The 15095-nt window shown below is 67.6% G+C and carries 15 protein-coding genes; 4 read left to right on the top strand and 11 right to left on the bottom strand.

Annotation, left to right across the window (positions count from 1 at the left end; all coding sequences use genetic code 11):
- Positions 1-12: 12 nt before the first annotated feature.
- From DB708_RS15050 to DB708_RS15015, 8 genes are all read right to left on the bottom strand, one after another.
- A complete protein-coding gene (locus DB708_RS15050) occupies positions 13-933 on the bottom strand; it encodes an NAD kinase (protein WP_108923065.1) in 921 nt (306 codons plus the stop codon).
- On the bottom strand, positions 930-1739 hold the full coding sequence (locus tag DB708_RS15045) for a TlyA family RNA methyltransferase (protein ID WP_108923063.1): 810 nt from the start codon (positions 1737-1739) through the stop codon (positions 930-932). The genes DB708_RS15050 and DB708_RS15045 overlap by 4 nt, the downstream gene beginning before the upstream one ends.
- Positions 1740-1747: 8 nt before the next feature.
- The gene (locus DB708_RS15040; RefSeq protein WP_108923061.1) at positions 1748-1942 is read right to left on the bottom strand and encodes a hypothetical protein; all 195 of its coding nucleotides are present in this window, start codon (positions 1940-1942) and stop codon (positions 1748-1750) included.
- A 23-nt stretch (positions 1943-1965) separates the two neighbouring features.
- Positions 1966-2982, bottom strand: coding sequence for an HAD-IIA family hydrolase (locus DB708_RS15035; RefSeq protein ID WP_108923059.1), 1017 nt, complete (start codon positions 2980-2982; stop codon positions 1966-1968).
- 18 nt (positions 2983-3000) lie between these two features.
- A complete protein-coding gene (locus tag DB708_RS15030) occupies positions 3001-3828 on the bottom strand; it encodes a tetratricopeptide repeat protein (protein WP_108923057.1) in 828 nt (275 codons plus the stop codon).
- A 67-nt stretch (positions 3829-3895) separates the two neighbouring features.
- Positions 3896-4285, bottom strand: a complete 390-nt coding sequence (locus DB708_RS15025) for a DUF732 domain-containing protein (RefSeq protein WP_108923055.1) — start codon at positions 4283-4285, stop codon at positions 3896-3898.
- Positions 4286-4720: 435 nt separating this feature from the next.
- On the bottom strand, positions 4721-5989 hold the full coding sequence (gene tyrS / locus DB708_RS15020) for a tyrosine--tRNA ligase (RefSeq protein WP_108923053.1): 1269 nt from the start codon (positions 5987-5989) through the stop codon (positions 4721-4723).
- Between the two features lie 11 nt (positions 5990-6000).
- Positions 6001-6612 (bottom strand): DNA-3-methyladenine glycosylase, encoded by a 612-nt coding sequence (locus DB708_RS15015; protein WP_108923051.1) that lies wholly within the window; start codon positions 6610-6612, stop codon positions 6001-6003.
- A 67-nt stretch (positions 6613-6679) separates the two neighbouring features.
- On the opposite strand from DB708_RS15015, the gene DB708_RS15010 reads away from it, so the two are divergent.
- The 4 genes from DB708_RS15010 to DB708_RS14995 all read left to right on the top strand — a co-directional run bounded on the left by DB708_RS15010 (position 6680) and on the right by DB708_RS14995 (position 10209).
- Complete coding sequence (locus tag DB708_RS15010; RefSeq protein ID WP_108923049.1) at positions 6680-7948, top strand: ammonium transporter; 1269 nt, start codon at positions 6680-6682, stop codon at positions 7946-7948.
- Positions 7949-8013: 65 nt separating this feature from the next.
- Positions 8014-8778 (top strand): ABC transporter ATP-binding protein, encoded by a 765-nt coding sequence (locus DB708_RS15005; RefSeq protein ID WP_108923047.1) that lies wholly within the window; start codon positions 8014-8016, stop codon positions 8776-8778.
- Between the two features lie 2 nt (positions 8779-8780).
- Positions 8781-9530 carry an ABC transporter permease gene (locus tag DB708_RS15000; RefSeq protein ID WP_235616827.1) on the top strand — a complete coding sequence of 250 codons (750 nt, stop codon included), beginning with the start codon at positions 8781-8783 and terminating at the stop codon, positions 9528-9530.
- Positions 9531-9585: 55 nt separating this feature from the next.
- Entirely contained in the window at positions 9586-10209 is a 624-nt protein-coding gene (locus tag DB708_RS14995; protein WP_108923043.1) for a TetR/AcrR family transcriptional regulator, read from the top strand.
- On the opposite strand, the gene DB708_RS14990 is transcribed toward DB708_RS14995, so the two are convergent.
- The 3 genes from DB708_RS14990 to DB708_RS14980 all read right to left on the bottom strand — a co-directional run bounded on the left by DB708_RS14990 (position 10175) and on the right by DB708_RS14980 (position 15007).
- Positions 10175-10390: a Trm112 family protein gene (locus DB708_RS14990; protein WP_108923041.1), complete on the bottom strand. Its 216-nt coding sequence runs from the start codon at positions 10388-10390 to the stop codon at positions 10175-10177. The two genes, DB708_RS14995 and DB708_RS14990, sit on opposite strands and share 35 nt — an antisense overlap.
- Entirely contained in the window at positions 10383-13400 is a 3018-nt protein-coding gene (locus DB708_RS14985) for an acyl-CoA synthetase (RefSeq protein ID WP_108924272.1), read from the bottom strand. The genes DB708_RS14990 and DB708_RS14985 overlap by 8 nt, the downstream gene beginning before the upstream one ends.
- Positions 13401-13543: 143 nt before the next feature.
- Entirely contained in the window at positions 13544-15007 is a 1464-nt protein-coding gene (locus DB708_RS14980; RefSeq protein WP_201263527.1) for a PPE family protein, read from the bottom strand.
- Positions 15008-15095: the final 88 nt, after the last annotated feature.

Below are 15095 nucleotides of genomic sequence, written 5' to 3'. Positions count from 1 at the left end.
GCTGCGGCGCCGTTACTTTCCGCGCCAACCGGTCACGGGCAACCGGAACTTACGCACCAGGCGGTCGGTGAACGGGGCGCTGTCCAGGCGTGCCCACTTCACCGCGGTGCCGCAGCGTCTCACCTCGAGCCGTCCCCCGGCGGGCAGCACCATTTCGCGGCGGCCGTCGCAGAACACCATGGCGTCGTTGCCGCTTGCCTCGATCTCGATCGCGATGGCGGCGTCCGGGCTGGTGACCATCGGCCGGCCGAACAATGCGTGAGCATTGTTGGGCACCAACAGAATTGCCTCGAGGTCCGGCCACAACACCGGGCCGCCCGCGGAGAACGCGTAGGCGGTCGATCCGGTCGGCGTGGACACCAGCACCCCGTCGCAGCCGAAGGTCGACACCGGTCGTCCTTCGATTTCGACAACCACGCCCAGCACTCCCAGCCGCGGGCCCTTTTCCAGGCTGGCCTCGTTGAGCGCCCAGCCCTTATCGATGACTCGTCCGCGGTGGCGCACGGCGACGTCGAGCGTCAGGCGCTCCTCCACCCGGTAGTCCTGCGCGACTACATGTTCCAGCACCCGATCGATGGCCTCCGCCTCAGCCTCGGCCAGAAAGCCGATGCGGCCCAGGTTGATACCCAGCACCGGAATGCCGGCGTTGCGGGCGAGTTCCGCCGCACGCAAGAAGGTGCCGTCGCCGCCGAGCACCAGCACCAGCTCGCAGCCGTCCGCCGCGTTGGGCTCGGCGTCGACCACCTGGACCTCGCCGATCGCCCGCATGTCGTCGGGGGATATCGGCAGGGGACCCCGGTCGACCGCGTCGGCGGACAGGACCCGAAGTGAAATTCCGTTGTCGCTCAACACCTTCTGAACGCGGCGCGCGGTCTCGGTCGCTTCCTCGCGTCCGGTGTGCACGACCAGCAGGACGGTGCGTTCGGCGGTCATTGCGGACCCTCTGCTACCGCACGCTGCACGGCGTCGACCAGCCCGTCGCCCGACAGCCCCCGATCGGTTTCGGCGCGCAACCGCAGGAAGTACTCGACATTGCCCGACGGACCCGGCAGCGGACTGGCCGTGACATCGACGGTGTGCCAGCCCAATTCTGCGGCCCGTCGCGCGACTGCCAGCACCGAGTCGGCGCGCAATCCGGGGTCGTGAACGACCCCGCCAGCACCGACCTGACCCTTCCCCACCTCAAACTGCGGCTTCACCATGGGAACGATATCTGCGCCGGGGCACGCGCAACCAGCCAGCGCGGGCAACACCGTGGTGAACGAGATAAACGACAGGTCAGCCACAATGAGGTCGACACGCCCGCCGATCGCCTCGGGCGACAGGTCGCGAGCGTTGGTGCGCTCGACCACGATCACCCGCGGGTCCGAGCGCAGTGACCAGGCCAACTGGCCGTATCCCACGTCGGCGGCCACGACTTCGGCGGCTCCCCGATCCAGCAGAACTTCGGTGAAGCCGCCGGTCGACGCGCCGGCGTCCAGGCAGCGCCGGCCGTCGACGAGGATCCCGAAGGCGTCGAGTGCGCCGATGAGTTTGTGCGCTCCGCGTGACACCCACCGGCGTTCGCCGTCGTCGGCGACGGCTAATGCCGCGGTGACGGCCACGGCGGTGCCGGGCTTGACCGCGGGCATGCCGTCGATGCTGACCTTGCCGGCGCCGATCAACTCGGCGGCCTGTTGACGGGATCGCGCGAGGCCGCGCCGCACCAGCTCGGCGTCAACGCGGGCGCGCCGTGCCATGCCCGCACTCAGCCCTTCTCCGCCGACTCCAGCGCGGCCAGCAGCACGTCATGTGCCTCGGAAAGCCGGCGTGCGATGTCTTCGAGTTCGGCGAGCTTGTATTCCCGAGCCTCGTTGTCCCCGTTTTCCAGGTCGGCCAGGTCGGGTAGCTGTGCCAGCAGGGCGTCGATGTCGGCGCGAATCTGTTCAGGATCGATATTCATTGCGGTTCTACGGTAGTCATCGGCTAGTCCGCGTGCACGAGAGACCAGCGCTCGAGCGCGTCGCGGGCCCGGTCGCCGCCGGGCCGGATGCGGGCCGGCTGTCCCTGGAAATCGGCGGACTGGGCGCCCCAGACCGCGCTGGCCACGGCGCGCACGATCGACAGCCCGTCCCCGTCATCGCCGTCGCCGCTGACCGTCACGACGCCATCTGCGACATCGGTCGTCCAGCCGGGCTGCGGCCCCACCGCGAGCAGTTTGCTGTCCTGTTGCAGCGCGCGCAGGTCGTGGCCGATATAGGTGGGCCGCTGCTCGGGTTTGGCGTACACGGCGTCCCGCGCGCTGCTGACCCCGGTCAGCACCATCAGGCTGGGGAACTTGGCGGCGTTGGCGCCCTCGATGTCGGTATCCAGCCGGTCGCCGATCACCAGTGGCGCGCGATAGTCGCCACGCGCAACCGCATCGTTGAGCAGCGTCGGGGCCGGCTTTCCGGCCACCTTGGGTTCGGCGCCGGTCGCCGCCCGCAGAGCAGCCACCAGTGATCCGTTGCCGGGCAACAGGCCCCGCTCGGTGGGCAGGGTGGGATCGATGTTGGCCGCCACCCACAGTGCGCCCGCCCGGATAGCCAGTGCGGCCTCGGCCAGATCGGACCAGCCGATGGTCATCGAGAGACCTTGAACGACGGCGACGGGGTTGTCGTCGAAACCACGCACCGGACGCAGTCCGACGGCGGCGATTTCGTTGGCCAGCGAGTCGGTGCCGACGATCAGCACGGGTGAATCCGGTGGCAGCTCACCGGCAAGCAGACGGGCAGCACTTTGGGCGCTGGTGACGATGTCGTCGTCGGTGGCGGTGAAGCCCAGGTTACGCAGATGCGCCGCTACTTCGTCGGCGCTGCGCGAGGCGTTGTTGGTGACGAACAGCTTGCGGCTGCCCACCTCGTCGAGCGTCTGCACCGCCCCATCGGTGGCGCTGTGGCCGCGAAATACTGTGCCGTCCAGGTCGATGAGCAGGCAATCGTATTCCTGCGCAATGCTATTCACTTAATTCGATCCTGCCTGTCAGCCCAGCTCGCTGACCCGGTCTTCGGCGTCGGTGACCCCGTCGACGTCGGCGGCCGCGGAATGCAAGAACCATTTCAGGGCTTCGTCGTTGCGGCCGAGCGCCAGCAGGGTGTCGGCGTAGGCGTAGTACAACCGGGCGGCCGTCGGACCGCTGCCACCCGGGGCGAGTTGCGGCGTGCACAACACGCTCAGCGCCTGCTCGAGCTGCCCGAGATCGGCGCGGGCGCCGGCGACCACGATGCGCAGCTCGTCGGCGTCGTCACCGGTGAGCTGGGCCGCCTCGTCGCCGCGAGCCAGTTCGATGGCCCGTTCCGGACGGCCAAGGCCGCGTTCGCAATCCGCGATCAGCGCGAGCAGCGCGGACTTGCTGCCCATCCGGCGGGCGGCGCGCAATTCGGCCAGCGCCTGAGCCCAATCGCCGTAGCGGTAGGCGGCGATCCCGACAGCCTCGCGAATGGCCGCGATCCGGCTGGACCGAGCCCGGGCGGCGCGGGCGTGGTTGAGTGCGGCCTCCGGGTCTTCGTCCATCAGCTCACCCGCCGCGACCAGGTGGCGCGCCACCGCCTCGGCGGTCGCGCGGTCCAGGGTGCTCAGTTCACCGCGGATTTCAGGGGCCAGCTGTTTGGCGTCCACCCCGGGCGGTATCGGGGGCCCGGCGTCCGCCACCCGCTCACCGTCGCCGCTGCGCGGCTGGGCCTGGCGCGCCCGGCCCGGTCCCGACGACCGAGGTGCCTCATGCGCGGTTCGCGGCCCACGTTTGGGTGTGCCCCCAGACCCCGAGCGCGGGCGTCGTTCGCCGTTGTTGCGCTGCCTGTCGTCGACCACTCGTGTCGTTCACCTCAATTGCTCGCGTCCTCCTGAAGAGGATACGGGCACCCAACCGGGGGTCTCGCTACGCCTTGAACCGGTCCGGTATCAACGGCGCAATCATCGAAGGGCAGAACGTCCCGATCGCCAGGATCGTGAATATGCCCGCGTTTTTCTCGGTCATTCCGTTGCCGGTGGCCATTTGCGAGACGACAGAATCGAACGACCTACCCGGCTGGACCAGCATCGGACAGACCGATTGGCCCTGCGCCAGCGTCGTAGCCGGCTGGGTGACGGCGATGCCGGCATTGGTCAGCGCCGACAGGAAGGCGTTGCCCGCTATGTCGGCGCGGATGGGGGCCGCCATCGTCGCCGCTGTGGCGACTAGAGCCGCGGTCAACGTGATAAAGCCGAAGGCCTTCGTCGGGCCGCCGGCTCGTAAGGTCCATTGGTACGTCATTGATTGCGCCGTCATCTCTCGCTCTCGTCGATTGTTTGGTGGCTGCGCAAAATCACTGTGACTACAGTGGCCAACGAGTGTCACGTTTAGGGCACGGCAAGGTAAAAGTTTGTGCACCACCGCGTTTTGCTCCGAACTTGTTGACAGTTCCGGGTGGAGTATGCTGCGCCGGCGAGTGCACACCGCCGCTGCCGATCGAGATGCGGCCACGAATTACATTGCCGTACAAGTAATTTGACACTACCGACGGCCGCCCACCGGGTGAATGCTGTCCCCCGATCGGGGGACACGGGATATCCACCGGTAATTCAGCCGGTTGTGGGATACCAGCGAGCCGCGAATCCGGGAAAACTGGTTCTCACAGCGGGGATCTCGCCACTCCTTCCAACGAGGCCTCCCCTCCTCATATCGGCATCCCCTCCGATAATGGCGAGATCCCCGCTGAAATCCTCAGCCACTTACCCTTTCGATGCCGGTGATGTTCCTCTTGCCGCGACGCAAAACAAGCCACCGGCCGTACAGGAAATCCGAGTCCTGCGCGGCCCATTCGTCGCTGTCGACCCGAACGTTGTTGACCGACACGCCACCTTCGCCGATCGTGCGCCGTGCGGCGCCCTTGCTCGCCGACAGGCCGCTCGCGACCAACAGGTCGACGATCCCACCGGGAGCACCGGGTTTGAGCTCGGCAATCGACGTCTCACGTAGCGCCGCGGCCAGCGTCGCCTCGTCGAGGCGATCCAACTCGCCCTGACCAAAGAGCGCCTTGCTGGCGTGCTCGACGGCCGCGGTCGCCTGCTCGCCGTGCACCAACACGGTGAGTTCGGTGGCCAGCCGCCGTTGGGCGGCACGCTGTTGCGGACGCTCGACGGTGGCCTGTTCCAACTCGGCCAGCTCGTCGGCGGACAAGAAGGTAAACCATCGCAGGTAGCGGATCACGTCGGCGTCGGCGGTGTTGACGAAGTACTGGTACCAGGCATACGGACTGGTCAGCTGGGGGTCCAGCCATACGTTGCCGCCGCCGGTGGACTTGCCGAACTTGGTGCCGTCGGCCGACGTCACCAGCGGGACGGTCAGCGCGTGCACCGTCGCCCCGAGCTTTTGCCGGACCAGGCGAACACCGGCGATGATGTTGCCCCACTGATCCGAGCCGCCGATCTGCAGCGCACAGCCGTGGCGCTGGCGCAATTCGACGTAGTCGTTGGCCTGCAGAAGCATGTAGCTGAACTCGGTGTAGGAGATGCCGTCGCCGTCGAGCCGCCGCCGAATGGTGTCGCGATCCAGCATCACGTTGACCGAGAAGTGCTTACCGAGATCCCGCAGGAACTCGATCGCCGACATCTGGCTCGTCCACTCGAGGTTGTTCGCGACGATCGCGCCAGTGGGTGAGTCGTCGAAGTCGACGAAGCGTTCCAGCTGACCGCGAATCCGCTCGGTCCATTCGGCGACGATGTTGGCCTCGTGGAGACTGCGCTCGCCCACCTCGCGCGGGTCCCCGATCATGCCGGTGGCACCGCCCGCGAGCACGATCGGGCGGTGGCCGGCGCGCTGAAAGCGGCGCAGCGCCAGCAGCGGCACCAGATGCCCCGCGTGCAAGCTCGGCGCGGTCGGGTCAAAGCCGGCATAGACCGTCATCGGTCCGCGCTGCGCTTCGGCGGCCAGGGCGTCTAGATCGGTGGACTGCGCGATCAGCCCACGCCAGCCCAGCTCGTCGAGGATCATGGGGTAAGAGGCTAGTCGCTGGCGCCGGGCGCGGGTGCCCGCGGACTTCGCCGATACGCCGAGACTTCCGGTCGACCGGCAAGCCACAGCCGCCACGGCCGGTCGGCGGCCTGGCTGACCCCGACCCGTGGGCCCGCCACCGCGCCGTTGGCCGCATTCAACGTCAACGTCACCGGGCTGTCCGGGTCGAATAAGTCAATCCCATTGTCGGACATGGTAATTCCCAATGCCGAGCACAGGTTCCCGGGGCCGCGCGCCAAAGCGGGGCCGCGGATGGCCGCGCCGCGGCGGGCCTGGGCGATGTCGGCGCCGTCCTCGATAACGGCGGCGCGCAGCAGCACCGCGGCGGCGGTGCCGTCGGGTCCGCACGAGACATTGGCGCAGGTGTGGATCCCATGACTGAGGTAGGTATACAGGCGCCCGGGCGGCCCGAACATCACGCCGTTGCGGCCGCTGCGCCCACGGTAGGAGTGTGCCGCCGCGTCCGGCCAGGGACCGTCGGGCACGCCTCCGTAGGCCTCGACTTCGACGACGATTGCGCTCACACCCCGCGCGGTGAGGGTGGCTCCTAACAGCCGGTGCGCGGCCGCGACCGGGTCGACTACCAGCTGGCCTGCACCCACCCACCGAACCTACCCAGACCATAAACATGGCAATATCCCGGTTGCCGCGTGGCGAAGGAGCCCAAACATGCATGCAATAGACCCCGCCGCCACCGCGTGGCTGCTGGCCAGTACCGCACTGGTCCTACTGATGACCCCCGGCCTGGCCATCTTCTACGGCGGGATGGTTCGCACCACCGGGGTGCTCAACATGATCATGATGAGCTTCATCTCGATACCCCTGGTCACGGTGGCGTGGCTGCTGGTCGGTTACACGCTGGCGTTCTCCGAGGACGGGGCGGGCGGGTTCATCGGCAACCTCAGCCATATCGGGATGCTCGGCATCACGCCCGACACCGCTCACGGCACGGTTCCCGAACTGCTCTATGCCACGTTCCAGCTGACCTTCGCGATCATCACGGCGGCCTTGGTCAGCGGCGCGATCGCCGACCGCGCCAAATTCGCCGCCTGGGTCGTCTTCGTCCCAGTGTGGACGATCGGCGTGTATGCGGTTGTCGCGCACTGGGTGTGGGGGCCCGGCGGCTGGCTGGCCAAGATGGGTGTGCTCGACTACGCGGGCGGCCTGGTCGTCGAGATCGTCTCCGGCTCCTCGGCGCTGGCGCTGGCGCTGGCACTCGGGCCCCGCATCGGCTTCAAGAAAGACGCCATGCGACCCCACAACCTGCCGTTGCTCTTCGTCGGTGTCGGGCTGCTGTGGTTCGGCTGGTTCGGCTTCAACGCCGGTTCGGCGTTGGCGGCCAACGGAACTGCCGCGGCCATCTTCCTCAACACGCTCGTCGCCGGTTGCCTCGGCATGCTCGGCTGGCTCGCGGTCGAACAGATCCGGGACGGTAGGCCCACGACATTCGGCGCGGCATCCGGTGTGGTCGCCGGCCTCGTCGCGATCACCCCGTCCTGCGGCACCGTCAACACGCTCGGCGCGGCGGCAGTCGGACTCGCCGCGGGCGTTGTGTGCGCGTTCGCGGTGACCGCGAAATTGCGCTTCAACTATGACGATTCGCTTGACGTGGTCGGTGTGCACTTCGTTGGCGGGGTCGTCGGGGTGTCCCTGATCGGACTGTTCGCTACGGCGGTCATGACGGCGGGCCCGCAGGGCCTCTTCTATGGAGGCGGCTTCGGCCAACTCGGCAAGCAGGCGCTCGCGATCGTCGTCGTCGCGGTGTATGCGTTCGCGGTGACGTTCGTCCTCGCCAAGGTGATCGATCGGGTGATGGGCTTCCGGCTCAGCGCCGAAGACGAGACCACCGGAGTCGACTTCACCCAGCACGCCGAAACCGCCTACGCCGAAGGCGTGCACGGCCATCTGCCGTTGCGCCGCCCCGGCTCCCCGGGCTGAATACCCGGGCCACGGGCCCGTAGCTGGCCCTTGACACCTCCGCACCGGCGGCGGATATTCATCACATGATGATTTCATCTCGTGATGAATTAATCCCGGACCGCTCCGAACCGGCCGTCGACATCAACCATCTGCGGGTTGTTCGCGGTAAACGCCCCGCCATGCGAGACTTCTCGGTACAGGTCGCGCGGGGCAGCATCACCGGCCTGCTGGGCCCGTCCGGCTGCGGCAAGACCACGCTGATCCGGTGCATCGTCGGCACGCAGATTGTGACGTCGGGTGCGGTCACGGTGCTCGGCAGACCGGCCGGCTCCCCCGAGCTGCGCCGCCGCGTCGGATACCTGCCGCAGGACCCCACTATCTACGACGACCTGCGGATCGTCGACAACGTGCGCTACTTCGCGGCGCTCTACGGCTTCGACAGTCCGGCCGCCGATGACGCGATCGAACGGGTCGGGCTGAGCGATCACCGGACCGCGTTCTGCGCCAACCTTTCCGGCGGCCAGCGCACCCGAGTCTCGCTGGCGTGCGCGCTGGTCTGCCAGCCGGAGCTGCTGGTGCTCGACGAACCCACGGTCGGCCTGGACCCCGTGCTGCGCGCAGACCTCTGGGAGCAGTTCACCGAACTTGCCCGTGCCGGAACCACCTTGTTGGTCTCCAGCCACGTGATGGACGAGGCCGATCACTGCAAAGACCTGTTGCTGATGCGCGAAGGGAATTTGGTCGCGCACACCACGCCGACCCAACTACGAGAGGACACCGGATGCACGTCACTGGAGGACGCGTTTCTGTCCATCATCAAGCGCAACATCACGCGCCAGGCAGGCTAGGGATAAGGGGCTACACCGCCACCACGACACGGATTCTGCGTCAGCTCGCCGCTGATCACCGCAGTGTCGCGATGATCCTGGTGGTGCCGGTGCTGGTTATCACCTTGATGTACTTCATGTTTCACAATGCGCGGCACCTTCCCGGCACACCGTCGCCGTTCAACAACGCCTGCCTGATTCTGCTCGGCCTCTTTCCGCTGTTCGTGATGTTCATCATCACGGCGATCACCATGCAGCGCGAACGGGCGTCGGGCACGCTGGAGCGCATTCTGACCACTCCCCTGCGCCGGCTCGACCTGCTGATCGCGTATGGCACCGCGTTCTCGATCGCCGCGGCCGTGCAGGCAACGGTGGCCTGCACGGCGGCATTCTGGTTCCTCGGCTTCGACACCGCCGGCAGCTGGGCGTGGGTGTTCGTGATCGCCATCGTCAACGCGGTGCTGGGCGTTGGCCTGGGCCTGTTGTGTAGCGCCTTCGCGCGCACCGAGTTTCAGGCCGTGCAGTTCATCCCGCTGGTGATGGTGCCGCAACTGCTGCTGGCCGGCATCATCGTGCCGCGCGCATTGATGCCAGACTGGCTGCAATGGATCAGCAACGTCCTGCCGGCCAGCTACGCGCTGGAAGCACTGCAACAGGTGAATTCACACGCCGAGCTGACCGGCGTCGCGGTGCGCGACATCGTCGTCGTGGCGGGTTCCGCTTTCGCGGCGCTGTGCCTGGCCGCCGCGACTCTGCGGCGCCGGACCGGGTAGTGGCGATCGCAAGCGCGGCGCAGCCGGGCGCAGCGGGTCGACACGGACGGCCTAGGTGACGGCCGCCAACACCGGGCGCCGGCGTCCCGGGCGGCCGGCCGGAAGCTCCGACACCCGGGACCGCATTCTGGCCAGTGCGCGAGAACTGTTTGCCAGCAATGGTATTGATCGCACGTCGATCCGGGCCGTGGCCGCCGGCGCGGGTGTTGACGCGGCCCTGGTGCATCACTACTTCGGCACCAAGCAGCAGCTGTTCGCCGCCGCAATCCACCTTCCGATCGACCCGATGACGGTGCTGGTGCCGATGCGCGAAACGCCGGTCGACGAACTCGGACTGCGGCTGCCCTCAGTGCTGTTGCCGATCTGGGACTCCGAGGTGGGCGCGGGTTTGATCGCGACCATGCGAGCCTTGCTCACCGGGGCCGACGTCAGCCTGGCGCGGTCGTTCCTGCAGGAGATCGTCGTCGAAGAGGTGGGATCGCGCGTCGACAATCCGCCCGGCACGGGCAAGATCCGGGCCCAATTCGTCGCGTCGCAGTTGATGGGCGTTGTTTTGGCTCGCTACATCGTGGGGATCGAGCCGTTCGCGTCGCTGCCGGCCGAGCAGATCGCGGCGACCATCGCGCCGACCTTGCAGCGCTACCTCACCGGGGATCTGCCGGACGGCTCATCCGGCTAAAGCGGGCGTGCTCATCCTCGTCGACGTCGCGCGCCTCATCGATCAGCAGCACCGGGATGCCGTCTTCGATGCGATACGCCCGGCGCAGCCGCGGGTTGTAGAGCAGCTCGTCCCCCACCAGCAGCAGCGGACCCCGGTCTTGCGGGCAGACCAGGATGCTCAACAGGGTGTCGTCAAGCATCGTCGCCCTTATATGTGGCGTTCAGTTCGGCGCGTATCGCCGGAGTCAACCGGCGATACTGGTTGCTGGCGGAATCGAAATACCAGACGTGGCGCCCGGCTTTGGGGATCCCGGCCGCTCGCAGCGCACTGACCGTCGGGCGATACGTCGCGCTCAGCGTCATTTCCGGCAGCACGCACACGATGTCAGGCCCCAGCCCGATCGGCATTTCGGCGAAGGCATCGGTCAAATCCGCCGCGGTGATGCTGGCTCCGGGCAACAACGTCACCGCGGACACCGCCACCTCCTGGGTGCCGAACGGCACGTTGTAGGTCACCGCGAGGTCCACGCCGTTGATCAGGCCGAGCGCGTCGGTCACGGGCTCGGAATAGACGAGGCCGCGCACGGAGTGCACCACCGAGCCGCGCCTGCCCACCAACCAGTAGTCGCCATCCTCGTCGCGCCGGAACAGGGACTCGGTGGAAATCCAGGTGTCGGCAGGCGCGAAGACGCCGCGTTTGACGGACGCCGTCGGATCGATCGGCCCGTTGGACGCCGCAAGCAACACTCCGACCTGGTCCACGTCGGCGACCTGGACGAAACCCTGCTCGTCTTCCAGGATCAGGTCGTGTTCGGTGTCGTAGGCACCGAGCTCGATACGCCCGGCGCCGGGCAGCGGGCGGCCCTTGCTACCGATCTTGACGCCGGACACGTTGGCCAGCACCGCCTGTCCATCCGTGGTGGCGAAGAACTCGACGACGTGCGCGGGCGCGAACGCGGCGACCACCCGCTCCCACAACCCGGTCGGCATACCCGAACCGATGAACAGCCGCACCGGATGATTGCCGTGCAGCACAAAAGCCGGATCGTCCACGATGTCCCGCAACATCGCCCAGGTGTAGGACACCACCGTGACGCCGTACTGCCGAATTTCCTGGACGAAGCGGTCCGCGCGCAGGCCGCGCGACAACGCGATGCGGGTACCGCCGACGACCGCGCCGCCCAGGCTGACCAGCAGCGCGGACTCGTGATGCAGCGGCGTCAGGCAGTACACGGTGTCGCGGCGGTCCAGGCCGGCGGCCGACGCGGTACCGAATGCCGACACCGCCCACCGGAAGTTGGTGATCTGCTTGGCGACCAGCTCGCCACCGGCCACGCTGAACGCGATAAAGGCCAGATCGCGGGCCAGGCCCGGGTTGGGCCGGTACCAGGCAGGCAGTTCGACGGCTTCCGGGTCGATCTGCTCCATGTCGATGACGTTGCCGTCGTCGGGGAGGTTCAGGTCGCGCGTCTCACCGCCACCGAGCACCAGGACCTGTCCGGACCATTCGCGCGCCGCATCCAGGTTGGTGGGGTCGGTCAGGATTTCGGTGACTCGCCCGAGCCGGACCGATGCGATCAGATCAGCCTCGGGGTGCATCACGACGGCGACCGCGCCGAGCCGCGACAGCCCGGCGATCGCGACCAGCGCACTGGGTCGCGTTTCCATCAGCACGCCTACTCGATCGCCCTGCCGCACGCCCACCTCAATCAGGCCGCGAACGACGTTGTTGATGCGCCGGTCGACCGCCTCGTAGGTGTGCACACGACCGTCGAACAGCAGGAATTCGCCGCGCGGCGCGTTGCGAGCCTGCTCGGTAATGATGCGGCCCAACGAGATTCGCGTGTGGTCATTGATCTGGCCCAGCCGGGCCAGCCGGGGCAGGGTGCGCGCGGTCTCGACGGCCAATGTCCGCATGGACTTGTTGGCCGCGACCACCGCGCCCGTCGCGCCCCGCACCAGCCCAAGCGCCGCCTCCGACGCCTCACCGATGCCATGGGTAAGCCGAGAACTCAACGCGACGCCGCTGTCGGTCCGCTCTTCGGGCTGATCGGCCATCAGGTCGATGCTCGATGGCTTGCCGCCGCCAGTGGAAAGCCATTCGATCCACGCCGCGACAACGGGCCAACCCTGTTCTGCAGCTTTGGATCCGACAACCAGGCCGAAATGCCCTGTCCTGATCCGGGATTCGTAGACCTCGGCGTTGGGCGCCGCGCGCCGGATGCCGCGCACCGATGCCGGCTGGCCGATGTCGTCGACCTCGCCGATAAACGCCAGCACCGGGCAGCTGATATCGGTCAGCGTGACCAGCTGCCCGTTGACGGCGAAACCGCCTGTCATCATCCGGTTGTGGGCGATGAACTGCTTGAGCAGCTCGGAGATCGCCGGGCCGGACCAGGCGATCCACCCCTCACGCTCAAGGAATCTGCGTTGCTGTTCGCGCGGCAGCAGTGCCTCGCGGTCATGCAGCTGACGCACGAAGTCGACCCGAGCCTTGGCGGTCTTGAGCGGGTCGAGCATCTGGAATCCGGCCCGCGCCATCCAACCGGGGATGGCCAGCCGGCTGAAAACATGATCGGCCATGAAATTGGCGACGGGCGGCGCAAAGTTTGCCGGGATGCCCATCGGCAAGGCGGCCAGGGTGTCCACCGGCGAACCGAAGGTCACAATGCTGGCGAGACTCTTCGAACGCCGGTACGCGGCGACCTGGTAGCACCACATGCCGCCCTGCGAATACCCGACGAGATGGATGTCGCTGCCGGTGGCATCCTTCACGGTGTCGATGGCCTGGCTGAGCGCGACGATGTGGTCGGCCAGGTTGCGGCGCATGCCGCCCTCGACCTTGTCGGGTGAGCCGAAGTCGATGACCCAGCAGTCCAGCCCGTGCGAGTGCAGGATGCCGACCGCGCCGTCTTCGCGGGTGACGTCCCACATGTCGGCCGACATCATCATCGGGTGCACCATCAGCACCGGCGGGCCGACCGGGCCCTGGCCGGGGCGGCTGTCCGGCGGAAAGTAGCGCCGAAGCTTGTACATCGGCACGCTCTCGACGATTTGCGACGGCGACGGGACGGTACCGGTCTCCAGGCCGCCCAGCCGTAAGACCTCCAGGCCATTCTGGGCCGTCGCGACCAGTCGTTCCACCGGCCGCGTGATCATCGACAAGTTCAGATCCACAGCTGCTCCCCACTCTCTCGACAGCTTGGACATCATGGCACATCGGGTTGCCGTGCGGATGCGGTCGCGATGTCGAACCGCGGGCGCCGGGGTATCCCGACCACTCCCCTCGACCAGGCGACTTCACTGACACAGAACCGGCCCTCGACACGCAGCCAGTTCGACGAAGCAGACCGTTAGCCCTTAGCCCGACCGTCGTCGTGCGCCGGCCGCTCGGACCGGTCCGGGTGTTGATCCCACGTTCCGGGCATCATCGGCACCTGCACGTCCGCGCTGAAGCCGATGCCGGTCAACTTCACCAATCCCGCAGGGTGCACCCCGTCCTTCGGCACCGTTCCCGAGAACCCCAACGGGCCGGCGCCCGATTGGGATGCGGACGGCACCGCGCCCCGGTCGGCTAGTCCACCGCGAGGAGCACCGGCCGGCGGATCCGGGTCAGCGACATCGAGGTCGGCGAACTCGTGCCCGAAGTCCTGCATCGCCACCCGGCGGCGGCCCCGGACTCGCCCCCGACCGCTGGCACCCGACGCGGCCGCGGTTGCCGCCGATACGCCGGCATCCGGCGCGGTGGCCTGCTCGCGGTCGGTCAGGGTGGGCCCGAAGCCGGTTTCCGGGGAGCAACCGAGCGCCAGGTAGCCGAGCGTCTCGGTGCCGGTCACCGGCGCCGGTGCGCCCACGCCCGAGGATGTCGCCGCGCCGGCCGGCGCACCGGTCGACCCGGTGACGAGACCCGGACCGAAAGCCGGTGCGACCGACTCGTCGCGACCGATTCGCAGTGCCGCCGGCGCTGCGTGGGCGCGTTGCGGGCTCGGCGCTGGGCCGACGGCGGCGTCAGCGGCCTGCTCGGCGGGCGCCTGCTGGTTCTGCAACGTGGAGATGAATTGGTTGATACCGAAGATAAGCAGGGGAAGCACGATCGGTATCCGCACGGGAATGGTCAGGATGAACAGCGCGATCGCCCAAAACACGATGTTTTCCACGATGAACCACCACAGCCGAATCCAATTCCGCGCTGCCTGGTCATCACTGGGCGGGTCGGTGGCGAGACGCGCCACCCCGGATTCCCACCGAGCGGACAGCTTGGCACCGTGGGACCTCAATATCGCCGGCGCCGGGACGGTGCGTGGGGTCGACGACAAGGCCGCACCGCATGCCGCCGAGTAACAGCTCATCTCGGCGGCGGCCTGCACCCACATCCGTGCGTAGTCGGCTTCATTGAGGGCGATCGGGATGGTGTTGAGTCCGAAAAAGTTCGTCGCCGTTAAAGCCGCGTGGACGCTGTGGTTGAGGGCCAACTCGGCCAGGGTCGGCATGCCGGCCAGGGCGCTGCTGTACGCCGCGGCCGCAACTTGGTGCAGAGCGGCCGCGTCGGCGCTGTCGATGCTGGCCTGGGTCAACCATCCCAGGTAGGGCAGGTGGGCGGAAACGTAGCTGTCCACGCCCAGCCCCTGCCATATGCCGGATTGCACGGCGTTCAGCAGTCCAGCGAGTTCTTCAGCGGCCGAGGCGTATTCGGCACTCAGCGACGACCACGCGGCGGCAGCCACCAGAACCCAGCCTGGTCCCGGACCGCTGCTCAGCAACGCTGCGTGTACCTCCGGCGGCGAGGCTATCCACACCGGTGCGATCGGCGCGCTCATCGTCGGCGTCCGGGACGCCAGCTCGCAAAACTCGACATGACCAAAGTTTACACAACTACGATTGTATAAAAGGCTGTGGCGCCCGAGC

It is taken from the genome of Mycobacterium montefiorense (genome assembly GCF_003112775.1).
Lineage (GTDB): Bacteria > Actinomycetota > Actinomycetes > Mycobacteriales > Mycobacteriaceae > Mycobacterium > Mycobacterium montefiorense.
This window is presented reverse-complemented; position numbering and strand designations above follow the sequence as displayed.

Excerpts from the sequence above, each read along its gene's own strand:
- DB708_RS15005 (WP_108923047.1), top strand. The coding sequence starts at position 8,014 with ATGATGATTTCATCTCGTGATGAATTAATCCCGGACCGCTCCGAACCG.
- DB708_RS15010 (WP_108923049.1), top strand. The coding sequence starts at position 6,680 with ATGCATGCAATAGACCCCGCCGCCACCGCGTGGCTGCTGGCCAGTACC.
- DB708_RS14985 (WP_108924272.1), bottom strand. The coding sequence starts at position 13,400 with ATGTCCAAGCTGTCGAGAGAGTGGGGAGCAGCTGTGGATCTGAACTTG.
- DB708_RS15045 (WP_108923063.1), bottom strand. The coding sequence starts at position 1,739 with ATGGCACGGCGCGCCCGCGTTGACGCCGAGCTGGTGCGGCGCGGCCTC.
- DB708_RS15025 (WP_108923055.1), bottom strand. The coding sequence starts at position 4,285 with ATGACGGCGCAATCAATGACGTACCAATGGACCTTACGAGCCGGCGGC.
- tyrS (WP_108923053.1), bottom strand. The coding sequence starts at position 5,989 with ATGATCCTCGACGAGCTGGGCTGGCGTGGGCTGATCGCGCAGTCCACC.
- DB708_RS14990 (WP_108923041.1), bottom strand. The coding sequence starts at position 10,390 with ATGCTTGACGACACCCTGTTGAGCATCCTGGTCTGCCCGCAAGACCGG.
- DB708_RS14980 (WP_201263527.1), bottom strand. The coding sequence starts at position 15,007 with ATGAGCGCGCCGATCGCACCGGTGTGGATAGCCTCGCCGCCGGAGGTA.
- DB708_RS15040 (WP_108923061.1), bottom strand. The coding sequence starts at position 1,942 with ATGAATATCGATCCTGAACAGATTCGCGCCGACATCGACGCCCTGCTG.
- DB708_RS15050 (WP_108923065.1), bottom strand. The coding sequence starts at position 933 with ATGACCGCCGAACGCACCGTCCTGCTGGTCGTGCACACCGGACGCGAG.